Annotated in this window: 22 protein-coding genes; 4 read left to right on the top strand and 18 right to left on the bottom strand. The window is 44.5% G+C overall.

Annotated features, from left to right (window positions below):
* From D0S45_19285 to D0S45_19310, 6 genes are all read right to left on the bottom strand, one after another.
* On the bottom strand, positions 1-126 hold a 126-nt coding region (locus tag D0S45_19285), incomplete at its 3' end, for a helix-turn-helix domain-containing protein (GenBank protein TIH11986.1).
* 151 nt (positions 127-277) lie between these two features.
* A complete protein-coding gene (locus D0S45_19290) occupies positions 278-2,272 on the bottom strand; it encodes a glycosyltransferase (GenBank protein ID TIH11987.1) in 1,995 nt (664 codons plus the stop codon).
* Between the two features lie 58 nt (positions 2,273-2,330).
* Positions 2,331-3,266, bottom strand: coding sequence for a GDP-L-fucose synthase (locus tag D0S45_19295; protein ID TIH11988.1), 936 nt, complete (start codon positions 3,264-3,266; stop codon positions 2,331-2,333).
* A gap of 2 nt (positions 3,267-3,268) precedes the next feature.
* Positions 3,269-4,357, bottom strand: a complete 1,089-nt coding sequence (gene gmd / locus D0S45_19300; protein TIH11989.1) for a GDP-mannose 4,6-dehydratase — start codon at positions 4,355-4,357, stop codon at positions 3,269-3,271.
* 142 nt (positions 4,358-4,499) lie between these two features.
* Entirely contained in the window at positions 4,500-5,903 is a 1,404-nt protein-coding gene (locus D0S45_19305; protein TIH11990.1) for a phosphomannomutase, read from the bottom strand.
* A 23-nt stretch (positions 5,904-5,926) separates the two neighbouring features.
* Positions 5,927-7,351, bottom strand: coding sequence for a mannose-1-phosphate guanylyltransferase/mannose-6-phosphate isomerase (locus D0S45_19310; GenBank protein TIH11991.1), 1,425 nt, complete (start codon positions 7,349-7,351; stop codon positions 5,927-5,929).
* 557 nt (positions 7,352-7,908) lie between these two features.
* Here D0S45_19310 and D0S45_19315 point away from each other — a divergent pair.
* Positions 7,909-8,817, top strand: coding sequence for an NAD-dependent epimerase/dehydratase family protein (locus D0S45_19315; GenBank protein ID TIH11992.1), 909 nt, complete (start codon positions 7,909-7,911; stop codon positions 8,815-8,817).
* A gap of 13 nt (positions 8,818-8,830) precedes the next feature.
* Entirely contained in the window at positions 8,831-10,735 is a 1,905-nt protein-coding gene (locus D0S45_19320) for a glycosyltransferase (protein TIH11993.1), read from the top strand.
* A 121-nt stretch (positions 10,736-10,856) separates the two neighbouring features.
* On the opposite strand, the gene D0S45_19325 is transcribed toward D0S45_19320, so the two are convergent.
* The 7 genes from D0S45_19325 to D0S45_19355 all read right to left on the bottom strand — a co-directional run bounded on the left by D0S45_19325 (position 10,857) and on the right by D0S45_19355 (position 17,110).
* Positions 10,857-11,519 carry a dTDP-6-deoxy-L-hexose 3-O-methyltransferase gene (locus tag D0S45_19325; protein TIH11994.1) on the bottom strand — a complete coding sequence of 221 codons (663 nt, stop codon included), beginning with the start codon at positions 11,517-11,519 and terminating at the stop codon, positions 10,857-10,859.
* 48 nt (positions 11,520-11,567) lie between these two features.
* The gene (locus D0S45_19330) at positions 11,568-12,254 is read right to left on the bottom strand and encodes an acylneuraminate cytidylyltransferase family protein (protein TIH11995.1); all 687 of its coding nucleotides are present in this window, start codon (positions 12,252-12,254) and stop codon (positions 11,568-11,570) included.
* The gene (gene neuC / locus D0S45_19335) at positions 12,241-13,368 is read right to left on the bottom strand and encodes a UDP-N-acetylglucosamine 2-epimerase (hydrolyzing) (GenBank protein TIH11996.1); all 1,128 of its coding nucleotides are present in this window, start codon (positions 13,366-13,368) and stop codon (positions 12,241-12,243) included. The genes D0S45_19330 and neuC overlap by 14 nt, the downstream gene beginning before the upstream one ends.
* A 2-nt stretch (positions 13,369-13,370) precedes the next feature.
* A complete protein-coding gene (locus D0S45_19340; GenBank protein ID TIH11997.1) occupies positions 13,371-14,423 on the bottom strand; it encodes a polyhydroxyalkanoate biosynthesis repressor PhaR in 1,053 nt (350 codons plus the stop codon).
* A gap of 207 nt (positions 14,424-14,630) precedes the next feature.
* Positions 14,631-15,530 (bottom strand): hypothetical protein, encoded by a 900-nt coding sequence (locus D0S45_19345; protein ID TIH11998.1) that lies wholly within the window; start codon positions 15,528-15,530, stop codon positions 14,631-14,633.
* A 218-nt stretch (positions 15,531-15,748) separates the two neighbouring features.
* Positions 15,749-16,708 (bottom strand): TIGR00180 family glycosyltransferase, encoded by a 960-nt coding sequence (locus tag D0S45_19350; protein ID TIH11999.1) that lies wholly within the window; start codon positions 16,706-16,708, stop codon positions 15,749-15,751.
* 114 nt (positions 16,709-16,822) lie between these two features.
* The gene (locus D0S45_19355) at positions 16,823-17,110 is read right to left on the bottom strand and encodes a hypothetical protein (protein TIH12000.1); all 288 of its coding nucleotides are present in this window, start codon (positions 17,108-17,110) and stop codon (positions 16,823-16,825) included.
* A gap of 257 nt (positions 17,111-17,367) precedes the next feature.
* Here D0S45_19355 and D0S45_19360 point away from each other — a divergent pair, with 257 nt between their 5' ends.
* Positions 17,368-18,393, top strand: a complete 1,026-nt coding sequence (locus D0S45_19360) for a gfo/Idh/MocA family oxidoreductase (GenBank protein ID TIH12001.1) — start codon at positions 17,368-17,370, stop codon at positions 18,391-18,393.
* 8 nt (positions 18,394-18,401) lie between these two features.
* Positions 18,402-19,382 (top strand): gfo/Idh/MocA family oxidoreductase, encoded by a 981-nt coding sequence (locus tag D0S45_19365; protein TIH12002.1) that lies wholly within the window; start codon positions 18,402-18,404, stop codon positions 19,380-19,382.
* Between the two features lie 28 nt (positions 19,383-19,410).
* On the opposite strand, the gene D0S45_19370 is transcribed toward D0S45_19365, so the two are convergent.
* From D0S45_19370 to D0S45_19390, 5 genes are all read right to left on the bottom strand, one after another.
* Positions 19,411-20,103, bottom strand: coding sequence for a class I SAM-dependent methyltransferase (locus tag D0S45_19370; GenBank protein ID TIH12019.1), 693 nt, complete (start codon positions 20,101-20,103; stop codon positions 19,411-19,413).
* A 78-nt stretch (positions 20,104-20,181) separates the two neighbouring features.
* On the bottom strand, positions 20,182-21,267 hold the full coding sequence (locus tag D0S45_19375; GenBank protein TIH12003.1) for a hypothetical protein: 1,086 nt from the start codon (positions 21,265-21,267) through the stop codon (positions 20,182-20,184).
* Positions 21,264-22,271, bottom strand: coding sequence for an alpha-ketoacid dehydrogenase subunit beta (locus D0S45_19380; GenBank protein ID TIH12004.1), 1,008 nt, complete (start codon positions 22,269-22,271; stop codon positions 21,264-21,266). The genes D0S45_19375 and D0S45_19380 overlap by 4 nt, the downstream gene beginning before the upstream one ends.
* A gap of 1 nt (position 22,272) precedes the next feature.
* On the bottom strand, positions 22,273-23,181 hold the full coding sequence (locus D0S45_19385; GenBank protein ID TIH12005.1) for a thiamine pyrophosphate-dependent dehydrogenase E1 component subunit alpha: 909 nt from the start codon (positions 23,179-23,181) through the stop codon (positions 22,273-22,275).
* Positions 23,182-23,251: 70 nt separating this feature from the next.
* Positions 23,252-24,430: a radical SAM protein gene (locus D0S45_19390; protein ID TIH12006.1), complete on the bottom strand. Its 1,179-nt coding sequence runs from the start codon at positions 24,428-24,430 to the stop codon at positions 23,252-23,254.
* Position 24,431: the final 1 nt, after the last annotated feature.

The raw sequence follows: 24,431 nt of genomic DNA on the forward strand, positions 1-24,431 counted from the left end.
ATACCGATAAAAAGTATCGCGAGAAAAACCCATCAGCTTGCAAGCTCTGGAAACATTACCAAGCTCTTCAGCCAGATTCAGCAGACCAATCTTGTGTTTTATGATGTTTTGATTGAAACTGGACATGTGGTTCTCCTTGGGCATAGTGCCTGGTTTGATGGTTCGTTTGCACTTCCATCAAAAAGGAGAACCTCTTCTGTTTCAAGAGGAAATGTCAGATCAAGTCGGAACTAATACAATTTATTTCAAACAGACATATCAAATTATCAACTTAATTTTATTCAGACTGGTACTGCAAAGCCTTCTCTTTGAGTTCCAGTGCAGCAGAGTCATTCGGGTCCGCTGAAAGAATCTGCTCCAGCAGCCCGAGAACCTTATCTGTCTTTCTCTTTTTCCAATAGTGCATGGCCAAACGGAACTTACCGGAATCAATGGGAGAGTGAACGGATTCGGCAGCTAAATGCTTTGTAAACTCTGCTCGCCCCATTCTATCGCCTGCCGCCTCATACCTGGCAACAGCCTCACTTCTAACTGCAGTCTGATTCGTTCCCTGAACGGAATACCAGTATGGATGTCCAGCAATAATTGCATGAAGCGTTTTCCGCTTCTCAGCAAGCAAGCCATCCATCTGGGCGACATTTACTATTACCCCGAATTCAGCAAGCGCTCGACCCTGCCAGCCGTTCTCAGCAAGGGAGAGCCAGAATTCCCATTTTTCAAATGTAGAAAAAACTGAAGAAGAATTTTGCAACTCTTTCCACGCACTACGCCGGAAAAGGCTTGCCCCCGGGGCCGGGGGTTCAACAAGGGCCTGCTGCAACGCAAAGGGCATTCCCCAGGCCGGAACTGCGGCAGGCCCAAAAAACAAAGTCCTAGGCGAAACCCATCCAGCTTCACTTTCCTGCTCAAGCTGCGAAACAGCCCTTGCAATATAGGACGAAATGAGAACCTCGCCGGCACAAAGTGCACACACATAGTCACCTGAAGCCCAGTCAAGAGCCTGCTCCATTGCTCCATTAATATCAGCAGGATCATACGCAAGCAGATGAAGCTTATCCTCTGCCAAGACTTCAATGCGGCCCTTTATGTCCGAATACCTGACAAGAGAAGAGAGCCGCGCAAAAAAATTATTTTTGACTTGACCGGCGTCCCCTTCAGCGGACGAAAGAATGAGTAGCTCCCAGTTTTCATGCTGTTGTTTAAAAACACTTTCCAGACTCCTCGCCAGGAGCTCAGGATGGGCATTATCAGTAACAACAAAACTGACTTTTCTTGCTGAAGCAGCAACTTCAACATTTTGCCTGAGAAGGAGGGAATATAAAAGATGCCCGATGTTTTTTGAGACATTGATCGAGCTAAGCCAGTCATTGAGCATCTCTATCGCATCATCAACCATTCCGCTCTTTGCCATAAGCAGGGCACAGGCGTAGTAATGAGATTCGAAAGAATGTAACTGCTCAGCAGTTACATTCTCCCGATCGCGAACAAAAGATTTAACAGCCTCAGTGTGGTAAGACAAAAGAGAGGGTAAATTTAATAATGAATCTTCAAAAAAGAATTTCAGATAAGTTGATTTTATATAATATTCTTCATTCAGCTTACGCTGCATATTGCGGGTTTCTAAATTATCCTCATGCTGTAAATACAGCCCTAAATCTTCCTTCAAATGAACAAAATCATGTTTCCGGGAAGCTCTAAGCCAGAATTCATAATCCCCTGCACCGATAAAAGACTCATCAAACAAACCTATTTCTTCATGCAGTGATGCTCGCCACAAAGGCATCGGGCCTATTTCACACCTCCGCATCAGGTTTAAATGATCGTAATCAAGCCATTCAAAACAACCGGTTGTACGTCCGGCACCGAACTCACTATTTGCTTCATCAGTAATAGTGCAATCACTATAGGCTAAAACCGACTCAGGATTTTCTTCTAAGGCCCTGACAAGCTTTTCTATGCATTGAGGATGCTTTCTGTCATCTGTATTTGCATTGGTCAGATACTTTCCTCTGGCCTCGCGTATTCCAATATTCCATGCCGGGTAAAGCCCAATCCTCTCAGGCGTACGTATATAACGGATATTAGGATAACGCTCCTGATATGAACGGACGATATCGCCTTCATTTTCAGGAGAAGCCGCATCAATAACGATCACTTCCATATTCTCAAAAAAAGTCTGCCCCACAAGATTTGCAAGACAGCCGTCTATAAAACGCTCAGAAGCATACGTTGAAACAATTGCTGTTACGAGTGGATTTTCAAAATTTGGCATAAAATAAGGCCTTATATGAGACGGTTAAAAACACCTGAATATTTAACTTAGTAAACGATCAGTCAACTGAAGAGAGAAAACTTTCATATGTATCACGCAAACCGTCCCTGAGGGCGATGGAAGTCTGCCATCCGGTACCATGCAGCTTTGAAACATCCAGCAGCTTTTGAGGAGTCCCATCAGGCTTGTCAGTATCGTAAACAATCTCTCCCTCATAGCCGACAGTCTCCTGAATCAGGAGCGCCAACTCAGCGATACTGAGATCTTTTCCCGACCCCACATTTACAGGAGCCTCATCACTGTACTGCAGCATAAGATGCAGACACGCGTCAGCTAAATCATCAACATGCATAAATTCTCGTCTGGGCCGGCCTGTTCCCCAGACAGTGACAGTGGGACTGCCAGTTATTTTTGCTTCATGAAATTTACGCAGCAAAGCGGGGATCACATGCGAAGTCTCGAGATCATAATTATCGTCCGGACCATAGAGATTGGTAGGCATGACACCTATAGCATCAAAACCGTACTGCCTTCTGTAGGCTGCGCACATTTTAAGCCCGGCAATTTTGGCAATGGCATAAAATTCATTGGTAGGCTCAAGTGCACTCGTTAATAAGCTCGATTCCTGAATCGGTTGCGGGGCAAATTTAGGATAAATACATGATGAGCCGAGAAAAAGCAGCTTGCTCACACCGTTTCGATATGCAGCGTCAATAACATTTGTTTGAATCTGAATATTATCACGAATAAAATCAGCAGGATATATACTGTTGACTTGTATGCCGCCGACACGGGCCGCACATAAAAATACAAATTTCGGCTTTTCCTCATTAAAAAAAGTATCCACGGCCTGCTGATTCCGTAAATCCAGCTCGGAACTTTTTCTAACCAGAATATTATCAAGACCTTCTTTTTTCAGCCTACGATAAATAGCAGAACCAACAAGTCCCCTGTGCCCGGCAATATAAATCAAATCATCGGCATTAAGCTTCATGGCTATTCCTGTGGCTGAAACATTTCAAACCCATGCTGCAAGCACAATTTTTCGCGTTTCGCTTCAATCAAATCCTTCTGGACCATTTCCACAACAAGCTCATTGAATGAAATTTCCGGTTCCCAACCCAGCTCTTCCTTAGCCTTGGAAGGATCCCCCAGAAGACTCATGACCTCAGTAGGACGGTAGTAACGGGGGTCGACAGCAACAATGCATTCCCCGGTTTCCCTATTGATCCCCTTTTCATCTTCAGCCTCTCCGCGCCACTCTATATCAAGACCTACTTCATCCGCGGCAGCATTAACAAAATCGCGAACGGAATGCTGTTCCCCTGTGGCGATCACATAATCCTGCGGAGAATCCTGTTGCAGCATGAGCCACTGCATACGAACAAAGTCTTTTGCGTGACCCCAGTCACGCTTGGCATCCATATTCCCCAGATACAGGCAATCCTGCATACCAAGCTTAATACGGGCCAAGGCCCGCGTAATCTTGCGGGTTACAAAAGTCTCGCCTCGCACAGGGGACTCATGGTTAAAGAGAATACCGTTACAGGCATACATATCGTAGGCTTCACGGTAGTTGACACATATCCAATAACCATAAAGTTTAGCTGCCGCATAAGGTGACCGTGGATAAAAAGGAGTAGTTTCTTTCTGCGGAACTTCCTGGACCAGTCCGAACAGTTCCGAGGTGGAAGCCTGATAAAATCTGGTTTTTTTCTGCAAACCCAGGGTGCGGATAGCTTCAAGAAGACGCAAAGTTCCCAATCCCGTTACATTGGCAGTATATTCCGGACTGTCAAAAGAGACCGCCACATGACTTTGCGCAGCAAGGTTGTACACCTCATCCGGCTGTATTTCCTGAATTACGCGAATAAGATTGGAAGAATCGGAAAGGTCCCCATAGTGCAGGAACAGTCGGCGCCCCTTCTCATGAGGGTCCTGATAAAGATCATCTATTCTCTGAGTATTAAACGACGAGGCACGGCGCTTGATACCATGCACTTCATACCCTTTTTCTAATAAAAAACGGGCTAAATATGCCCCGTCCTGTCCGGTTATCCCAGTGATAAGTGCTTTTTTTGCCATATTAACCTCAAGTATTGGGGCAACGTCACCATTGCCGACTATAATACAAACTATTTTTTACTATTAAATCAACTTTCTTGTATCAGAAGCGAATGACAATTTGAAGCTTGTCCTGTCCTCTCGTCAAGCACAACAATAACCGTTACAGGAAGCCGGTGAGACTGCGAGAACGCCCATTAAGGATGCCGGCCTGACTGTCGATCATTCTTAAAATTTTCTCAGTCATATCTTTCACCACGGCAGCGTCGCCTTTGGATTCGACATTGAGCCTGATCACCGGCTCAGTGTTTGAAGATCGCAAATTAAAACGCCAGTTTTCGTATTCAAAACTGAGTCCGTCAATTTCTGTAAAGACAAGAGCTTCACCCTGAAATTCATCACGGATCATCTTAAAACATTTCTCACTGCTTTCCACTCTGCGATTTATCTCCCCGCTTGAAGGGAAGGCCGCTTTTGCTTCACTTATGAATTCTGAAATTTTTTTCCCTGAAACTGAAAGTAGCTCAACAACAAGAAGCCAGGGGATCATGCCGGAGTCGCAATAGGAAAAATCTCTGAAATAATGATGGCAGCTCATTTCTCCGCCATATACGGCATCTTCCTGCCTCATTCTTTCTTTGATGAAAGCATGGCCGGTTTTCGTTTCAAGAGGGACTCCACCATGCTGCAGAACGACCTTGCGCGTGTTCCAGGTCAGTCTGGGATCATGTAATATTTTTTCCCCGGGATGTTTCCCTAAAATCATCTCTGCAAACAATCCGACCAAATAATAGCCTTCTATGTACTCCCCGTTCTCATCATAAAAAAAACATCTGTCGAAATCACCGTCCCAGGCTATTCCTAAATCAGCTTTGTGCTGGAGAACTGCCTGTGAAGTTTTAGCTCTATTTTCCGGAAGCAGAGGATTCGGTACCCCGCACGGAAAATTACCGTCAGGTTCATTGTTGAGTTTAATAAAATTCAAAGGAAGCACTTTTTCCAGAAGATCAATAATCTTGCCCCCCCCGCCGTTTCCGGGATCAACGACAACCTTAAGCGGCTTAAGCCTGCCCGGCTCTATGTACGTAAGCAGGTGATCAATATACTTTCGGGTATTGTCAACCAGCTCCACTTTGCCGGACTTTGCTGCAACCTTCAGGGAATCCTTTCGTATCAGTTCCTTAATTTTATTCAGCCCGGAATCACCGCTAACAGGGATAGCCTGCTCCCGGACAAATTTCATCCCGTTATAACCTTTGGGATTATGGCTGGCCGTAATCATGATTCCACCATCCAGTCCCAGACTGAACACCGCATGATAGATTTCTTCTGTCCCGCAAAGTCCGATATCCTTTACATCCACTCCTCCTTTATTAAGTCCTTCGATCAACGCAGAACGGAGGGAAGGGCTGGAAAGACGGATATCATAACCGACTGCTACAGTACGGGGGCTAAAGACCTCGGCATAGGCAAGCCCTATTTTATAGGCAAGTTCAGGATTCAACTCTTCTGGAACCCTGCCACGAAGGTCATATGCTTTAAAACAGGAAAATGAAGTATTCGGCATTATTCCTCTCTCGGCACTAAACGTCATGATTCTGAACGGCCATAGACATCGTCAAGCCTTACAATATCATCCTCACCAAGATAGCTCCCGGTCTGAACTTCGATCAGTTCAAGATCCACCTTACCGGGATTCTTTAGACGATGGACCGCAGACAAAGGAATATATGAAGACTGGTCCTCAGTTAAGACCATATCTTCATCATCCCGGGTAACGATAGCCGTTCCTTTGACTACCACCCAGTGCTCTGCGCGGTGGTAATGCTTTTGCAGGGACAATGTCTGGCCCGGATAGACAATAATTCTCTTAACCTGATACCTGTCGCCGGAATCGATACTTTCATAATTTCCCCAAGGCCTGTACACCTTGCAGTGAGTCTCATATTCCTTGCGCCCGGCATTCTTTAAAAAACTGACTACCTTTTTAACATCCTGCACACGGTCAAGGCTTGAGACAAGCACAGCATCCTGAGACTCTACAATAGCGAGATTATCGACCCCCAATCCGACAACAAGGCGGCTTGAAGAATGAGCATAACAATTCCGGCTCTCTTCCATATGAACATCACCAATAGAGACATTTCCGCTGTCATCCTGAGCACCTACTTCGTGTAGTGAGGACCAGACACCGACATCACTCCAGCCACACTCCAGAGGCACAACTACCCCTCTGGAAGTTTTCTCCATCAGTGCATAGTCAATAGATTCAGCAGGGCAATCAGTGAAAGCGGCATCTAATCTAAGAAAATCCAAATCGTTCTTTGCATCTTCAACAGCCTTCCTGCAGCAGTCTACCATCTCCGGTTCATATTTACTGAGCTCTTCCAGAAAAGCTTCAGCCTTGAACATAAACATTCCGCTGTTCCAGTAATAATGGCCTGATTCAACATATTCTGCAGCAGTGGCCAGATCAGGTTTTTCAACAAAAGCATCAATGGCAAAACCTGTTTCAGACTTACCGACTTTAATATCATTGTTGCCTTTTATATAACCGTATCCGGTCTCCGGTTTGTCGGGGACCACTCCGAAAGTAACCAGACTTGAAGCTTCCAATAATTCACGAGCTTCGGAAACAGATTCCAAAAAAGATTCTACATCTGCAATGTAATGGTCGGCAGGAAGAACCAGCAATTCTGCAGCAGCAGAATTCTGGAGAGCAAGAAAAGCACTCACAGCCGTAGCCGGGGCAGTGTTTTTACCTTCAGGTTCAAGCACAATCCGCCCCGGATCACATCCAAGTTCCTGAAGTTGCGACGCTATAATAAAACGGTACTTCTCGTTTGTGACAATTATCGGACTTTCAGCACCGGGGATTTTCATAACCCGATCCACGGTAGCCTGTAATAGTGAAAATCGGCTACCTAAAACAGGCAGCAGCTGCTTGGGAAAATCCTTCCGCGATAACGGCCAGAGACGGGACCCGGACCCTCCGGCTAAAATAACTGGAATCATCATCTTCTCCTTACAAACATTTTACCGCAAAAAATGATCACGACTTTACATTCATACAAATTAGCTACGCAATCAACAGCTAAAAGGCTCAAACCAAGAGTATATACGAGAATCTCGCCTCTGGCCCAACCTACATAAACTTTGTAAACTTTTGCATGCCCGTCAACTAAATTATAAATTCAAAAAACATCACAATTCAATCCACTAAATGACTTTGCGGCAGATTAAATAGTCCGTACAGACAACACATATAAGTATACAAATACCAATTCACGGCAAGAACTCCAGACAGCACAACTCCGGCCACACCTGAAATTGCATGCTGAACTTTCAATGACACACCGGAAGAATTAAAACACAAACAATTATCAAATAGACAATCACAAGACAGGTCTCTATTTTTATGTAGCATTTCAACTAACTGAAGTGTATGTTCAAAAGCAAAATCAAATATATTCTTAGAGTTATCAGTACATGAACTTCTTAATTTTGGGAAGTTCATGTAAATCGCTTAAGGTTATGCAGTGTAAAAACCAGAGGTAAAAACTGGAGAATAGATGCAAAAAACCATTTTAATTACAGGAGTTAATGGCTTCATTGGAAGTCATGCTGCTTCACATCTTATAAAAGAACACAGTGTCATTGGAGTTGGAGCGTCTGAACAACCTGCCATTGACACTCTGGACGATTATAAAAAAATGATTTTACCCGATTCCAGCTTAAGCGATTACCTGCAGGCGAAAAAACCCGATGCTGTTTTGCACTGTGCAGGACAAGGCTCTGTGCCTTTATCTGTTGAAAACCCTGAGGCCGACTTTATTGCCGGGCCGCAACTTGTAATGCACGTCCTTGACTCACTGCGCAGATCAAAAATACGAGCTACTTTTATTTTTCCTTCCAGTGCAGCTGTTTATGGAAACCCTGATACACTTCCGGTATCTGAAGATGCCCCTCTTCGCCCGATTTCCCCTTACGGTTTTCACAAGGTCATCAGCGAAAACATTCTCCGGGAATACTATGAGCTTTATGACCAGCCATACCTGTGTATGCGAATTTTTTCCTGCTATGGAGAAGGGCTCAAAAAGCAATTGCTCTGGGATGCCGCAGTTAAAGCCAGCCATGGAGGTATGCAGCTCTTCGGTACAGGAGAAGAAACACGCGACTTTATCCATGTTAACGACTTGACCAGAATTGTCTCATTCTTGATTACAAACGAGATTACAAACACGACCTTGAATGTCGCCAATGGAGTGCAGGTATCTGTAAGGGAGATAATTGAAACGCTCATGGGTTCTTTAAATCTCGACGTTCCGATTCATTTTAATCAAGAGCAAAGGGAAGGAGATCCCTTATTCTGGGAAGCTGATATCAGCAGATTGTCAAAACTGGGTTTTATTTCAAAAGTACCCCTCCAGGACGGAGTAAGGCGCTTTGCTGAATGGTATTTAAAACAAAATATAAAATAACACGGAGACGGCAATGCCCACATTAGGACTTGTCATAAAATGGGGAAGCAGCAGTTGGACGGGCGGACCAAACTATTTAAAAAACATAGCCTTAGCAAACGCGTCTGTCTCCCCGGATCAAAAGTTAAGACTCATTTATTTTGTACGCCCTGATCAGGTTGAGCATATGGATCAATACCGTAATATCCTGCCTTTGGCCTCGGACATACGTATATATCACCCCGACTCTGAAATGGGTGATGTAGACGTTCTGTATCCCGCCTCCGATCAATTTGATGTGCCAGCCGGTGTTGCGCCAGTTTATTGGATACCTGATTTCCAACATTGCTATCTACCGGAATATTTCTCCAAGGAAGAACTGGACTGGCGTTCTGATTTTTTTTCTCGCCTCGCAGGCGGCAAAGATTTAGTTGTATTGAGCAGTGAGGCCGCGCTAAATGATTTTCATCGTTTTTTTACAGTCACTTGCCCAACCTTTGTTGTACCATTCGCATCTTCACTTGAACCGGGATGGATGGACGGTGATCATGAAGAAATCAAAAAGAAATACTCTGTTAATTTTCAATACTTGATGTGCTGCAACCAGTTCTGGAAGCATAAGGACCATAAAACTCTTTTCAAAGCACTAGCCTTATTACGTGATCAAGGAATTATCTTACAGCTGATTTGTACCGGTGCGACTGAAGACTTACGACACCCTGATTATTTCGATACTGTTCAAGATTATCTGGAAGAACATAATTTAACCGAACAAGTTCATATTCTCGGCCTTCTGCCACGCGCAGATCAAATACAGTTACTCCGCGGTGCTCAGGCTGTCGTACAGCCGTCTTTGTTCGAAGGGTGGAGTACTGTTATCGAGGACTGCCGTCTTTTAGGCAAAAAGGTTATCCATTCTGACATCCCTGTACATCTGGAACAATCTCCTGAATCCAGCCTCGTCTTCAAGGGCGGGGACGCACAAAATCTAGCAGATATACTTGTGGATTTTTCTGATAAATTTACGGCAATGCCTGACATTGAAGCTGAAAAAGCCGCTTTTCAGGAAAGTTTAGAAAATTGCTCCCGGTTTGGCAGGAATATAGGGAAAATGGTGAATTCTGCCATGAAGATAAACGAGGTTGTTAACCCAACGAACAGTCCTGAAAACAAGAAATTGCTTCCGACTAAAGATATTGTCGGTAAAAACAGTTATCGTGTAAAAGGCGTGCAATGGTACGATCCTCCTTTAGCCGGAGCATCTACTTTTGCAGATTCATTGTTTGAAATGGAAACCTATACCAATACGCTTGATATATTGAATAGGCTCAGCGAAGACGACTACTTGAAGTACATACGCGGGTTCATGTCCAGTGGATTGCGACGCTTTGGCAAGCATTGGAAATATGCAGACATATGCACGGTGCTGTACACTTTGTCCAACATGCTGGATGTTAAAAATTATCTGAAAATAGGTGTCCTTCAGGGGCGGAGCATGGCCATGGTTATCTCTGGCAACCCTCAGGTCGACGTTGTTGGATTCGATATGTGGCGTGCGGGATATGCCGGCATGGACAATCCCGGCCCGGCTTTTGTGCAGGAACAGATGGAACGCCTTGGACACAAAGGGACATTGCAATTTGTCAACGGCAATTCCCATGAGACACTGCCTCACTTCTTTTCCCAGAACCCTCGTATGAGCTTTGATTTAATCACAGTCGACAGCGATCATACCCCGGAAGGAGCCACACAGGACTTACTGGATGTGCTGCCTCATTTGAGAATTGGCGGAGCCATTGTTTTTGATGGCATCGCCCACCCCTCACACCCGGAACTGCTGAAAATCTGGCAGGACACAATCATGTCGCGACCGGAAATGAGCGGCTTTGCGTTTACCGAGCTGGGGTACGGCGTCGCGTTTGCCATACGCATGCGCTAAAAAATATCCGACCGGCCGGTAATTCTGCAGCAAAAATAAAACAGACCTGTCAGCTGAAAAATGTGCATTTTGTCTAACAAATATGCACAGACATGCGGCTGACAGGTCAAAATGTATAAGACTATTTTTTTCTGTAAAAAGTTGGCCTGTGAGAGATCTTCAGCTTTTCAAATTGTGCGCCGGAATCCGCGAAAAATTCATCAATGGCCTGAGTCTCACCTGCAACAATTGAATAGTCATCAAAGACAATAAGCCCCCCGGGAACAATCCTGTCATATAAATGCTCCAGTATCACTTTTGTCGGTTTATAGACATCGACATCGATATGCAGCAACGCAACTTTCAGTTCAGGATGGTCAACCAGATACTCCGGGATAGTAGAACAGATGTCCCCTTCAATAAGCTCATAGTTCTCAATGTTTTTATGCTTAAAAACCTGCGCAAGTTCATCTTTCGAGATCCCATCACCAGCATCAGACTCAAAAATTTCAATAAACTTTTTATCCTCAACATGCTCCTGTTCAGGAAATTTACCAAAGGCATCAAAACCAATAATTTTCCTTGAGTAGGAACTCTCAAGAGCATCTCTAAACGTTGCAAACCGAATTAAGGAAGCTCCCTTGAACACACCACACTCTACAACATGCCCAGGCAGCGAAGATATCATTTTGTATAATTCATAATGAGCCAACAGTTTAGGAATCCGTGTTTTATCGCTGGTAAGATAAAACCCGTTTTCATAATCCCACTTATTCGCCAGTTCATATCCAAAGATATCTTCCATAAGCCCCTCAGACCTTTACTTATAAATTGTTAATACAAAAAAATAGCACTACTGGTTAGAAAGATAGAATTCGGCAATCTTCAAGTCCGTCAAACTGTCAACATCAACCGAACGATCCGGCCGCATCAAAAAATATTCAGTATTCGGAAAGAACAGCACTTTCTGCTCCAGGAAACTGGCGATATCACAAAAATATATAGCGCCGTTGGGAGCTATGCAGATGGGCAGATCCTGCCGCGCAGAGACAAGGTCTTCAGGATTTCGGATCGGCGCATAATTACCGTCTTTGTTTTGCATCAGGCATTTGTAGGGATGGTGACCTACTGAGGTTGCACTGATTACGGAAGTAGCTTCAGAACTTTTATACAGCTCAAAAGCTTCCCTTATGTCTTTGGAGTCCCGTAAGGGCGAAGTCGGCTGCAGCAGGCAGAAACAACCTTTGAAAAATTCTTTTGCTTCTAAAGCATGCACAATTACGTCAATGCTGCTGGATTTATCCAGTGCTAACTCACGAGGCCTGTCTATCACCTCTGCACCACATTCGGCGCTGACTTCAGCAATCTCCTCGCCATCTGTTGTAACAAAAACATGATCAAATACGCCTGAATCAAGAGCAGCCTCAATAGTATAACTAATGAGAGGCTTCCCATTGAGTTCAACTATATTTTTATTTTTGACTCCTTTTGACCCAGCTCTTGCCGGGATAATCGCGATACATATATCAGCACAACTCATTACATACCCTCTTTTGAAGAGAGGTAGACCACACTTTACTTTTGTTTAAAATCGCAAAAAACCGTTCTGAAGCTCTTCCATCTCCAAAACGATTAACTTTACAACCTGAGTAGTCAGCGCCCCACTGACCATGAATCGCATCAAGTATACTCTGTTTGTCATAATCGACATTCATAATACAATTATGCTTAAACCTTCCATCCTGTCTGGTGCCGACATCAACAACAGGTACCCCATAACAAGGAGCTTCTCTGATTCCGGCACTGGAATTGCCCAGCATACACGTACAATTCTTCAACAAAGTTATAAATCTTTCAAAAGAAACAGAAGGATAAATTTTTGTATGCTTTGGGTTTAATTTTTTATAAGCATCCAAAATATATTCTCCACCGTCATCATTATTAGGATAAATCACTACAAATTTTTTCCCACTTTCATTTATCGCCTCAACAAAACTATCGGAATAAATTTTAAATTGATCGCGTTCAGTGGTTACTGGATGGAAAATAACTATGCCATATTCATCAAACGGTATTTCATAATATCTTTTTACATCTTGGATCGAAGGTAGCTCCCCTTTAAACATCACATCATAATCGGGAGATCCTATTTCATAAACACTATTGGGATCTTCTCCCATACGACACAGACGGCTATAAGCATCTTTATTGCTGACGAAATGAATATGAGCTAATTTACTTATAGAATGGCGTATAGATTCATCTATGGTTCCCGAGAGCTCTCCTCCCTCAATATGCGCAACAAGAGTATTGGTAAAGACACCAACAATGGCTCCGGCAAAAGCTTCAACCCGGTCACCGTGAACGACGATCATATCCGGCTCCAACTCATAAACATATCTGGACATGCCCTTAATGGTATTAGCCAAAACCATTTCCATGGGGTCCCCAGCATGGTGATTGATGTTTACATAAATATTCTTATAACCATCTTTAATAACTTCCTGTGCTGTATAGCCATAGCGGGAAAGGGTATGCATTCCTGTGACGTAAACAAAGGGCTCAAATCCTACCTCAGCCTCCAGGCGTTTGATTAAAGACTTAAGCTTTCCATAGTCAGCGCGTGTCCCGGTAAGAAAAAGAACTCTTTTCATATCTAGCCCTCTACAAATTCATCATGGCAAAGGTGATGTCCTTCAGCCATGTCGGTAGCGGCAATGCTTCCCAGAATATTCTCAAAGTATTCTGCAGGGATTTCACCGGTTCCCGGTCGTTTCACCCAAATATTATCCCTTGTGAATCGTTCTCCTTTTTTAACAGGAGCGATTGTCACAACAGTTGCAAATGCGAAATCAATGGTAACCTGCTCCTCGGCCACAGGTCCCTTTCTGCCGCCACGGCACTTAGCTAAAATATTGCTCCCATGGATAAGGTCCTTCAAAGCCTGAGGGTCCATCGAGCACTCAATATCAGGGCCATTGCGATCCATTCGGTCTGTGAAGTGTCGTTCAACGATAGAGGCGCCTACTGCCACAGCTCCAAGACAGGCATAATTATCTACTGTATGGTCAGAAAGCCCAACTATCGCATCAGGAAAATGTTCTTTCAGCTCATTAATAGCTCCCAAACGCACTAATTCATGAGGGGTCGGGTAAACATTTGTGCAATGTAATAAAGCATACGGGACTTTATGCTTTCGAAGTATTTCAACGGATGTTCTGACACTTTCAATTGAATTCATCCCAGTAGAAAGAATAATTGGCTTGCCAAAGGATGCAATATGATCCACCAAAGGATAGTTATTGCATTCTCCGCTACCTATTTTATATGCAGGGACGTCGAATTTTCTGAGGCGGTCAGCAGCAGCACGAGAGAAAGGTGTGCTGATAAAAATCATCCCTTTTGATTCAGTATACTCTTTAAGCTTATACTCTTCTTCTTCGTTAAGAGCACACCTATCCATTATTTCATAAATCGAAACATCTGCATTTCCAGGAACAACACTTTTCGCAGCGGCTGACATCTCATCTTCCACAACGTGTGTCTGATGCTTGATAAGCTCAGCTCCGGCCTCATGAGCAGCGTCAACCATTTCGAAAGCTGTTTTCAGACTTCCAGAATGATTGATTCCTATTTCAACAATGACTAAGGGAGCCGTTTCATTTGAAACAAGCCTGTCACCAATATAAAATGCATTACCTGAGCTCATAAAACATCCTGCCTTTATTATAAAAATATATACTTATTCACTACCGTCGTTCCCCGGTCCCCTTTAACGAGCAATCTACGTGAATTTCAAAACATTCGCGACTACAATTATCAGCTGGGGCTGAAGCTTTGACTCCTCGACCAGCAGGCTGTTGCTAAGCCGCAAAAGCCGTTGGTCAGTATGTGTGTAGGTTGTTTTTATCGTTTATTATGAACTGTACCTCTTCTCTGCCATCAAAAGAATATCATTAAGCCTTTCTGGGGATTTGACGTTTGAAGATCCGGAAAGTTTGCGGATATAATCGTCCTGCTCCGGAGTGATGTCGTAGCGCAATTCTCCAAAAAGTTCCTCAAGCTTACGAACTTCCCTGCTTTTGATCGCACAAAATTGGGCCTCTTCGTTTTTGCTTATTACAGTGTATAGGTTTTCATCCGGCACAGCCCATACTGGCTTGCCCATGAGGATGGAATAATAAACATGGGTGCCGACTTTGTTTGTCATCACATACTTGTGTTTACTTATTATGTCCGCGAGAATGTAAAGAAAACTATTTCCAAAGATGTGTCCTGCCGAGACCAAATTATAACCATTGTCTCTATATATCTGGTGCTTACCGGAAAGATAGTCCTTCCAATACATCAGTACTGTTACATTTTCATTTGGTATGCCGTACTCTTCAATGTGTTGAAATAACCTGCTCTCATCATAGCACGTCGAAAAAAAGTGAGTGGAGTGTGCCGGAATAACAAGTACCGAGTCTTCCTTGGGTTCTTCCTGTTCAATAAATGGCAATGCGTAGGAGATCATTGGCCCAATAGGGACTCCGATTTTGTTTGTGTTTTTAGTTATATAATCGGCATGAGGTTTGTTTGCACAGAACATTATAGGCAAAGGAGAATTAATATCAGTGTCCCAGGTATATTGAACATAGTCATTTAAAAAAATTGCATGTTCGATTACAGCTTTTAATTGATATTCGCTTGGTAGTCCGCAATATCTTTTAATTACAATATCATGCCCATAAAAACTATTCGGGCGATGTATTTCGTTGGTCATGTAAGGTCTGTCTTTACAAAGACGATTTAGAATATCAGTCGTCATATTCATATCAGCGAAACTCTTACGGGTTAAAATGTTTCATTAAACAAAGCAAAACAAGCTCCCAAACCAAACAACTCCATAAAGACAGAACCGTGCCCAGACACATTGGCGGTCAATACAATGACCACTTCTGACTATATTCACGTTTACATCATTTAAATTGCAGAAATCAAGAGAATGGCATTCAGCCCAATGGGTTGTGCCGCTAACATTGCCCCAGATTCTCATATTTCATCTTTCCAAGATTCAAGCCACTCCATCAAGGCAAAATAATTTTTTTGAGAAGAAGCAGGAGTAGAAGCAAGAAACCTTTTCATAATCAGGGCGCGTTCATCTAAATCGTAACTTCTTTTAATATGGGCCCCACGCTCCTTCGGCGCCAGATAACGGGCGATAGATTTCACAACCAGATTTTTGGCTGCGCCCTGCCCGATATTCTCAAGTTCAGCCAGACGGTCAGCTACAGAATTGACCAGATAAGCAAATTCGTCGGCATATTTTTCGTCTGCGACAAAAACATCAAAGCCTTCATATCCTTCGCAGCCACCGTCAACGCGCTTTGCAATCTGGTTTGCCCCGTAAAACGTTAGAAGCCGTTTCCCTTTGCCTTCCATAGCCATAAACATTACCTGAAGGATTTCAAACGCAAAGAAATTTGTAATACCATTTACAGCAACTTCAAGCACACGCTTCCAAATTTCGACACGAGAAACCGAGTAGAAGGATGGGACATACCTATCCCACACTTCCATCATTCTATACGACGGAGTCTCACCAATTATCCCCTCATGGCAATCATTGTAATATTGAGGACAGGCTGAAAGAATGCCGCCAGGTCTCTCAACAGCAATATACACACCATGGCAATGTGAGTAATCTGAATTATTCTCCAAAAAAACAATGCACTCCTTAATCGCATCCGGAACAATATGCCGCTTGTCTGCACGCATTACGACATATGGAGTTTCAACATCCTGTATAGCATCATAAAGTTTTTCTATCCCCCCCTTTTCTGGCCAATGGTAGTATGTCACATTTTCATATTTATCGGCACCTTCAAACGGTTCTGTTGTTGAATCAACCACTATTATAGGAATACCGCTATCAGCGTACATCTCAAGCGCTCTTGCAAGATAAGCATGGCGAAAATGTGTAGGCAGAAGAATAGTAACATCACTTGACATATAAATCACTCCGATAATGTATTCTTTACATTAACAGATTCTTTAATAAACATATTTAAGAACTGTTCTATATTTTAAAACCCAAGTTGTACTTTAAGTACAAAACCACAACAATCAAATAATGAAATATTGCCGCAGGACTGATTTTAGCCAAAAGGGAGAATCGAACGACTGACAATCTCCGGTTCCAAATACAAATACCCACTCGATACTTCTTATGCAAGTTTTGCACCACTCCAACCTTAGCCATAGCCCTATTCCTGAGCAATCCATTACGCCACAGGAGCCTTCTTCCGGCTGCCCTGATGCCCTGCTACCAGAATTTAAGCATCCCTGCAGAAACAGAAAAACGGAGGCAACCTCCGCTTCTTCCAAACCGCTGATAATAAACCTGATTGCCATTTTGTCAGACCGCAGGTTTACTTTACTGCTCCTTGCTAATCACAGTTGGTCGGGATATGCTGCCCCGGAAAGTAAGCCTGATCTCCTGAAAACGGAAGCAGCAGCGAATGCAACAAACACTCTCTTTTTTTATTTCAACATGCACTAAATTAACCCAACTTTTTCAATCCCCAAAACCGAGTAATCGACCCAATAAGATTAAACAACCTTAGAAACTTTATGTAAAAAAACTGGATCAGAACGCAGAGGAGGCTCAGTTGAATATTGCAATAATAGGACTTGGCGGAATGGGGAGCAGACACCTGCAAGCAGCTCTTTCAGCAAAAATGACCCCAGTAGCTCTTTGTGATTTATCTCGCGAGGCGGCAGAAGCAGCAGCTGAGCTTCCATCAACACCACGCATATACACAGACTGGGAAAAAATGCTGAATGACGGCGGATTCGATGTACTGGTCGTTGCAACAAACGGCCCCAGCCACCACAAAATCATTCTGAAGGCGGCGGCAGTAAACTCTCCTTATATTTTTTGCGAAAAGCCCCTTTCCACCAGCGGTGCCAAGGCCAGAGAGATCGTTGCAGCCTGTAAAAAATCAGGTACAAAATTAGCAGTCAACTTAGCCAGACGACAGATGGACGCCTATATTAATTTAAAAAAATGTCTGCAGACAAATGTCATCGGAACAGTACACCATATCAATATCCATTGCGGGGCCGGCGGACTGGGCTGCCTGGGAACTCATTTTTTTGACCTGCCGGCATGGTTGTTTGACACTCAACCGGAGTGGGTGTCCGGAACTATCGACACAGCGCCTGCCCCCAATATTCGCGGAGAACATTTTTTCGACCCCGGTGGACAAGCAATGGTCGGCTACGGTAAAGAACTTACCGCCCATTTTTATCTTGCAGGCGACAGCACAGTTGTTTTTCGTGGCGAACTCATTGGAACCCATGGCTATATCTCTTTCGACGACCTGGGAAATGAAGGGATAGAAATGAAAATTTTTGCACGCCCTAAAGACCACTGGGATACCATACCAACCAGATATGTAGAACTTAAAGAGGTCCTTCCCGGCTTGAAGCCAACCAGTTTCGACATTATAGACTCCACCCGCAAGGGTTTAGAAGACCTTGTCAGCGAGGACATGCAAGACACTTGCACCGGTGCAGTTAATGCCGTGGATATTGTTATGGGGATTCATTTATCTGCCAAGTCGGGCCAATGGGAAAAAGTATCTCTCCCGCTCAGCGGCAACGACCTCAACTTTGAAATACCAATCACTTAGGAAACAGTATGAACAGTCGTATTATCCGTTTAGGATTGATCGGAACCGGATTTGTCGCTGCCGAGCACGTCAAAGTCATTAAAGAGAACCATCGGGCAGAAGTCGTCGGCTTGACATCCCGCACGTACAGTACAGCTGAAGCTTTTGCCAAAAAACACGGACTTCCCCGACCATATATAAATATATCCGAGATGGTCGCCCAAGCGAAGCCTGACGCTCTTATGGTCATGGTTTCACCGGACAACATGCATACAGCAAGTAAAGAAGCCCTCTCTTTCGGATTACCTGTTTTCATGGAAAAACCGGCGGGATTAACGCCGGAGCTGAATTTGGAACTGGCACATATAGCAGACCGAAAACAAATAAAAACAATGGTCGGCTTCAACCGCCGTTTCTATTCCATCTTCCGCAAGGGCATGGAAATAATAAAAAAACAGGGGCCATTGTATGGTCTGCTAATCGAAGGACACGAGCGCATAAATGCCGTCCATGCCGCAGGAAGATTTTCCGATGAAACCATCAAAAACTGGATTTATGCCAACAGCACCCACACCATTGACCTGCTAAATTTCTTCGGGGGAAAAATCTCAAAGATTAAAGGCAATGCCAGCAGCTGGCGGGAAACGGGCGGAGATCAATTCTCTGCATCCATTCAATTTGAAAATGGAGCAATCGGCACATATGTTTCTAATTGGCTGTCTCCAGGATGCTGGCGCACAGTTCTCTATGGAAAAGGAGTCTCCGTTGAATTTAAGCCACTTGAAAAGGGAGTTTGGACCGACAGCAATTTTAAAACGCACGACATTCTTCCAGACCGGTACGACGAAATGTTCAAGCCGGGTTTTTATCAGCAGATGGACAGTTTTCTAGACCTGATTGCAGACAAAAAGGTCGATCATATTCAAGACCTGAGAGGTGCCTTGCGTTCCATGGAATTGGCAGCCTCCATATCCGGAAACGTTATAAACAACGTGTGGGAGACAGAATAACCTCTGCTACTGCAAAAACTGATAAATGCTAATCAAGTACCGCATATGACAACGCAGGAGTGTAAGGAACCCGCTGAATATGAAGGTTCTTTATGCCGATACACTCAAGGACAGCGCGGGTTTCTCCCGGCCACTGTGCTTGATTTAATTCATCAAAAGCCAACACTGCTCCCTTGGGCATCCGCTCACGCAATGCTTCAAGTGCAACTTTAGTCGGCTCATAAAGGTCAAAATCAAGGTAAAGCAACGAAACAACCAAATGCTGGTTTTCAGCCACATAATCAGGAATTGTCTGTCTGGCATCACCTTTGACCAGTTCTACATTCGGGATATGCCCGATGGGCCGGTTAAGGTCATGCAAAGCGGCGCAGTCTTCAAGCTCCTTCTTGCCGTCAAACCGATAGCCCCCTTCTGTCTTATGTATAAGACCGGCACCTTCATCCTGACTGCCGACTTGCGGAAAACCTTCGAACGAATCAAAGCCGATCACCCGGCGGTTATGATTCGCAGGTTCATAAATAGACGACAGCTGGGCCCAGGTAAAAAGCCCTGCCCCCATAAAGACTCCGCATTCGACAATAGCACCATGGATAGGCAGTATCTGTTTGAAAATATGATCCTTTGCTAAAAATATGGACAAGGATTGACGCGAGACAAAACGGGGGAACATATCGAGTTTCTCAGCAGTACTACCTTGTGCGTTTTCAAAATGCTCCGCCATTCCGGATCTGAATGAATTATCTTTCGATGTCTGAGTAGCTGGATTACGTAAGTTAAAAGCATTATCACCCACGACAACCTATCCTTTTGTTCGTGTAGTTAGCACTTTGCCTCCGGAAACCCCGGTCACTAGCGTCTGACCTGATCCGATAACCGCGTCATCACCGATTTCAAGCTCCGGTTCAACGTATATTCCGGCACCGAAACGCACCCGGCTACCGATAGTAACATTACCAGAAGTATATACCCCGGGGCCGAAAGCACAGCTGTCACCCAATACATTGCCATGCTCAAGACAGACATTGGCCGACACAAAATTATTCGAACCAATCTGGGAGCAGGCACCGACATATGCTCGAGACAAAATAACATTGCCTGTTCCTAGTTTGACCATTGAGCGCACTTCGACATCAGGCGCAATAACATTTGCAAACGCATAACCTTCTGCTGACAATTGCTGAAACACCTTATCTCGTTCCTGAAGATTCCTGTTAAATGCAATCACCAGCACATCAAAAATTCCGTCAGCGCGGTCTTTTTCCTTTCTATCCTCAAAAGACCCGAGAACCGGGACCCCCAGGACCGACCGACCATGATATTGAGCATCACGGTCATATATCACTACCGGCAGCATATTCTCCATACGCCGGACAGCATCAATCACAATTAGTGCTCCACCGCCAGAGACGCCCCCCAGGATTGCCAGCCGTTTGGGGGCAGTAAGCCCACGCCTGTCTGTTCCAAGCTGATGTTTTTTCAACACAGAATGCACATCGGCCTCTCTAATTCGTTCGCCAGCAGGAACGGCAATATCAGAAGGGTCTATTCCATGACGCTGCATCAAGAGCTGTGCTTTCCGGGTCGGTATGGGAGCCTTATCTTCATGATCATCCTGATTATTACGCCAACCCTCAAAGTCGAAATCAGACACTTCGGATATTACAGCCAGTACTTCACCAGACTCTACAAATTCCCCCTCAGCGACCACCGGGAAAATATATCCGCCAAACTCAGCCTCTATCTCAATCGCGGCTTTTGTACTTTCAAGCACGCAGACAACTGTATTCGGTGAGATCTGATCTCCGGAAACGATTTCCCAGCTGACTAGTTGAGCTTCGGTATCATTGGTTCCCAAAAAAGGGGTTTGTAAAATCTGAATACTCATATGATCATCTCCAAAATTGTGCTCTCTATCTTTTCCGGTGTAACAACCACCTTGCGCTCATGTTCAGGAGTAGCCGGGATGACTTGAGATTGGGCAGACAGTCTGCGCACCAAAGGACAGGAAACTCTATCACGTCCTTGCATCATGAGAGCAACTATCTCTGCCCCCCAGCCAAAAGCCCCTGTCCCTTGCTCGATGATCAGCAGGGGAATCTTTGTATCAAGAGAAGACACCAGCCGGGTCAATTCTTCATGGTCGTTCACCCGCGCTACTGCATGAAGAAGACTGTAAATTTCTTCCTCAGCCAGCGCAGAAAGTACATCCCCCGCCATGGAGGCAGCTCCGCCATAAGCAACTATCTGGATATCCGCAGTATGCTCTTTCACTTCGTAATTACAAACACTGCAAGTCGCGAGGGGATCGGAATCCGCATTAATCTTTTGTAGCCGACCGGTTTTATAATCAAATAATGCTTTCGGATAATCGCCTTTATCTTCAATGAAAAGTGTAGGCAAATCATCTTTCAATACGGCATGATACAAAATTTCACCGGGATCATGCAGACGTGAAGGAGCTATGGCATTCAGTCCGGGAACCCCGAAGAAAAACTTCTCCAGACTTTGCGAATGAGTAGGCCCGTAACCGCGAATACCGGCCATCGGGGTCCGCAAAACCCATGGAACGGTAATATCATCACCGTACATCAGCGGAAACTTGGTTGCGCTATTTATAATCTGATCCGAGCAAAGAGTTAAAAAATCACCAAACATGATCTCGCCCACAGGGCGTTTTCCGCGCAAAGCCAGTCCGGTGCAAAGCCCGACGATAGCACTTTCAGAAATGGGGGTTTGAAAAACTCTGTCCGGAAATGCGGAGGACAGTCCTTTTGTTACTTTAAATGCCCCACCATAAGGATCACTTACGTCTTCGCCCAAAAGCACAACATCATGACTATCAGCGAAGGCACGCTGCAAACCGTTACGTATACTTTCAAGATAAAGCATACTAAACCTTCTCAAACAGCATTGCTTCAATTTTGGACAATTTCCGACCCCACTCTTCTTCCATATGCTCTATTTTATCCGTGCGACCATCACGTTCAGCTTTCAGGAATATTGGATCACGAGTACGCAATTGAGCAATCTCGCCTGCAGTACGAGTATCGTCACCCTTGGAATGCGGACCAAAACGGCAGGTATCAAAAAACAGCATCTGCGGACCAACCAGCTCTCTTACCTCGCTGAAGATGGCACGAGATGCTTCATAGACAGCATCAACATCCTGCCCGTCAATTCGGGTAACAGGAATGCCGAAAGGCATGGCACGGGCAGCCAAATCACCGGCATGCTGCACACCAGCAGGCGTAGTCTGGGCAATGCCATTATTCTCGACCATAAAAATCATCGGCAGTTGCCAGAGCGCCGCAATGTTCATTGCCTCGTAAACCACCCCCTGACCGAAGGTGCCGTCCCCCAGACAGACGATGGACACCGCCTTGGAACGTTTATGCTTTTCTGCAAGAGCCATCCCGGCAACAATAGGCACTCCTGCGCCCTGAATTCCGTTCGTATAAAAGTTGTTGCGCCGAATATGCTGACTGCCGCCAACCCCGCCGCAAACCCCGCACGGCAATCCCGCGACTTCCGCGATAAGCCCGTCGATGTCACCGCAATAGCCTAAATAATGCCCATGACCACGATGGTTGGAAAAAATAATATCACGTTCGGGATCAATGGCTGCAGCCACCCCAATTGCGCAGGCCTCCTGGCCAATGCAGGTATGTACGGTTCCGGAAAGAAGACCTCTGGAGAACATATCCAGCAGATGTTTTTCCACCGAACGCACCATTATCATACCTGCCAGCAGGTCGCAACGATCGTCCCAATAATTATTAGTTTCATCTTGCATTGGCATCCTCGCCGGAAGAACTCACACATCAAAAAATAAAATCGGTAAGCTTAGAATCTCACGTCTGCAAACGGAACTAAGTAACCATCAGTTCAATACGGGGAAGAACAGCAGCCTGACTAAAGTCACAGAAATCATAATTACAGATGATCCCTTTCTCGCTTATCTGGCGGTGAGCATCCAGGACTCTTTTGCGCTTAACTTCTTCATCTACTTTTCCGGCAAATTTTGAAGCTGGAATTTTGGCTGTCTCCATAAACCCGCTAATAAGTACATATTTAGGTTTATACTGACAGATGAAGTCCACAGTTTCCTGAAACTGTTCTTCGGTTTCACCAGGAAATCCGGCGATGATATGTGTCTCTACCTCGGAAAAACCTGCCTCTTTAATACCGTCAAAAAGTTTGACCAGATCAGCCTTGGTATAGTTTCTGGCCATACTTTTCAAAACTAAATCTGAAGCGGACTGAATTGGGGTTTCCAGAAGGAATATAGTCCCATCCTTCAACCAGCCGACAAAAGAATCCAGATACTCGAGAAAATGGACAGGATGAAGATTCCTGATTCCCAACTCAATACTAGGGATCTCATTTTTGAGCATGTTCACCAGTTCAGGAAAGCTCGAACCGATGTCTTTACCATACTCCCCGAGAAGGTCACCATGAAGTACTACTTTATATATATTGCTTTCTTCTACAGCCTGCTTGCATTTGGCGATAAGCTTTTTGAGCGGAAAACTGCGATATTTTGGAAAGGCCAAAAGTTCGGCACAATATGTACAACCAAATGTGCACCCCTCAGAGATGAAGAGCTTTATGAATTGATCACAATGGGTTGTTTTGATCTGAGGATTATCCTTTTTGAATTCCTCAATAGAAACATCTAAGGCCTTTTCGACCAAAGGGCGCTGGGCTTCATCCAGATCAACGCCGAACAAATCTTTCATTGCCTGAGCTTCATTAATCCATTCAAAATACTCACCCTTGAAGCCTTCTCTCATTGCCTCCACATCAATTGAAGGCAGGCAGCCACAAGCAATTACCCTTTTCCCAAATTCTTCCTGATATTCGTTCAAGACATTAACACTGTGAGTCCTGAAGTCAGACCGAAAAGCGCACGTCCAGACCAAAATAACATCACTTTCCTCAGGAGCGCCGACAATTTCGTGTCCGGTCTCGAGTAAAGCATTTTTATATTTGCCAACATCAGTTTTACGCATTGCGCAAGAATTTATGGAGCGAAAAAAGACCTTCATG

Source organism: Marinifilum sp. JC120 (genome assembly GCA_004923195.1).
In the GTDB taxonomy this organism is placed as follows: domain Bacteria; phylum Desulfobacterota; class Desulfovibrionia; order Desulfovibrionales; family Desulfovibrionaceae; genus Maridesulfovibrio.

What these genes read in the sequence shown, in the direction of transcription:
- D0S45_19290 (TIH11987.1), bottom strand. Translation starts at nt 2,272, where the DNA reads ATGCCAAATTTTGAAAATCCACTCGTAACAGCAATTGTTTCAACGTAT.
- D0S45_19295 (TIH11988.1), bottom strand. Translation starts at nt 3,266, where the DNA reads ATGAAGCTTAATGCCGATGATTTGATTTATATTGCCGGGCACAGGGGA.
- gmd (TIH11989.1), bottom strand. Translation starts at nt 4,357, where the DNA reads ATGGCAAAAAAAGCACTTATCACTGGGATAACCGGACAGGACGGGGCA.
- D0S45_19305 (TIH11990.1), bottom strand. Translation starts at nt 5,903, where the DNA reads ATGCCGAATACTTCATTTTCCTGTTTTAAAGCATATGACCTTCGTGGC.
- D0S45_19310 (TIH11991.1), bottom strand. Translation starts at nt 7,351, where the DNA reads ATGATTCCAGTTATTTTAGCCGGAGGGTCCGGGTCCCGTCTCTGGCCG.
- D0S45_19315 (TIH11992.1), top strand. Translation starts at nt 7,909, where the DNA reads ATGCAAAAAACCATTTTAATTACAGGAGTTAATGGCTTCATTGGAAGT.
- D0S45_19320 (TIH11993.1), top strand. Translation starts at nt 8,831, where the DNA reads ATGCCCACATTAGGACTTGTCATAAAATGGGGAAGCAGCAGTTGGACG.
- D0S45_19325 (TIH11994.1), bottom strand. Translation starts at nt 11,519, where the DNA reads ATGGAAGATATCTTTGGATATGAACTGGCGAATAAGTGGGATTATGAA.
- D0S45_19330 (TIH11995.1), bottom strand. Translation starts at nt 12,254, where the DNA reads ATGAGTTGTGCTGATATATGTATCGCGATTATCCCGGCAAGAGCTGGG.
- neuC (TIH11996.1), bottom strand. Translation starts at nt 13,368, where the DNA reads ATGAAAAGAGTTCTTTTTCTTACCGGGACACGCGCTGACTATGGAAAG.
- D0S45_19340 (TIH11997.1), bottom strand. Translation starts at nt 14,423, where the DNA reads ATGAGCTCAGGTAATGCATTTTATATTGGTGACAGGCTTGTTTCAAAT.
- D0S45_19345 (TIH11998.1), bottom strand. Translation starts at nt 15,530, where the DNA reads ATGAATATGACGACTGATATTCTAAATCGTCTTTGTAAAGACAGACCT.
- D0S45_19350 (TIH11999.1), bottom strand. Translation starts at nt 16,708, where the DNA reads ATGTCAAGTGATGTTACTATTCTTCTGCCTACACATTTTCGCCATGCT.
- D0S45_19355 (TIH12000.1), bottom strand. Translation starts at nt 17,110, where the DNA reads ATGGCAATCAGGTTTATTATCAGCGGTTTGGAAGAAGCGGAGGTTGCC.
- D0S45_19365 (TIH12002.1), top strand. Translation starts at nt 18,402, where the DNA reads ATGAACAGTCGTATTATCCGTTTAGGATTGATCGGAACCGGATTTGTC.
- D0S45_19370 (TIH12019.1), bottom strand. Translation starts at nt 20,103, where the DNA reads ATGGCGGAGCATTTTGAAAACGCACAAGGTAGTACTGCTGAGAAACTC.
- D0S45_19375 (TIH12003.1), bottom strand. Translation starts at nt 21,267, where the DNA reads ATGAGTATTCAGATTTTACAAACCCCTTTTTTGGGAACCAATGATACC.
- D0S45_19380 (TIH12004.1), bottom strand. Translation starts at nt 22,271, where the DNA reads ATGCTTTATCTTGAAAGTATACGTAACGGTTTGCAGCGTGCCTTCGCT.
- D0S45_19385 (TIH12005.1), bottom strand. Translation starts at nt 23,181, where the DNA reads ATGCCAATGCAAGATGAAACTAATAATTATTGGGACGATCGTTGCGAC.
- D0S45_19390 (TIH12006.1), bottom strand. Translation starts at nt 24,430, where the DNA reads ATGAAGGTCTTTTTTCGCTCCATAAATTCTTGCGCAATGCGTAAAACT.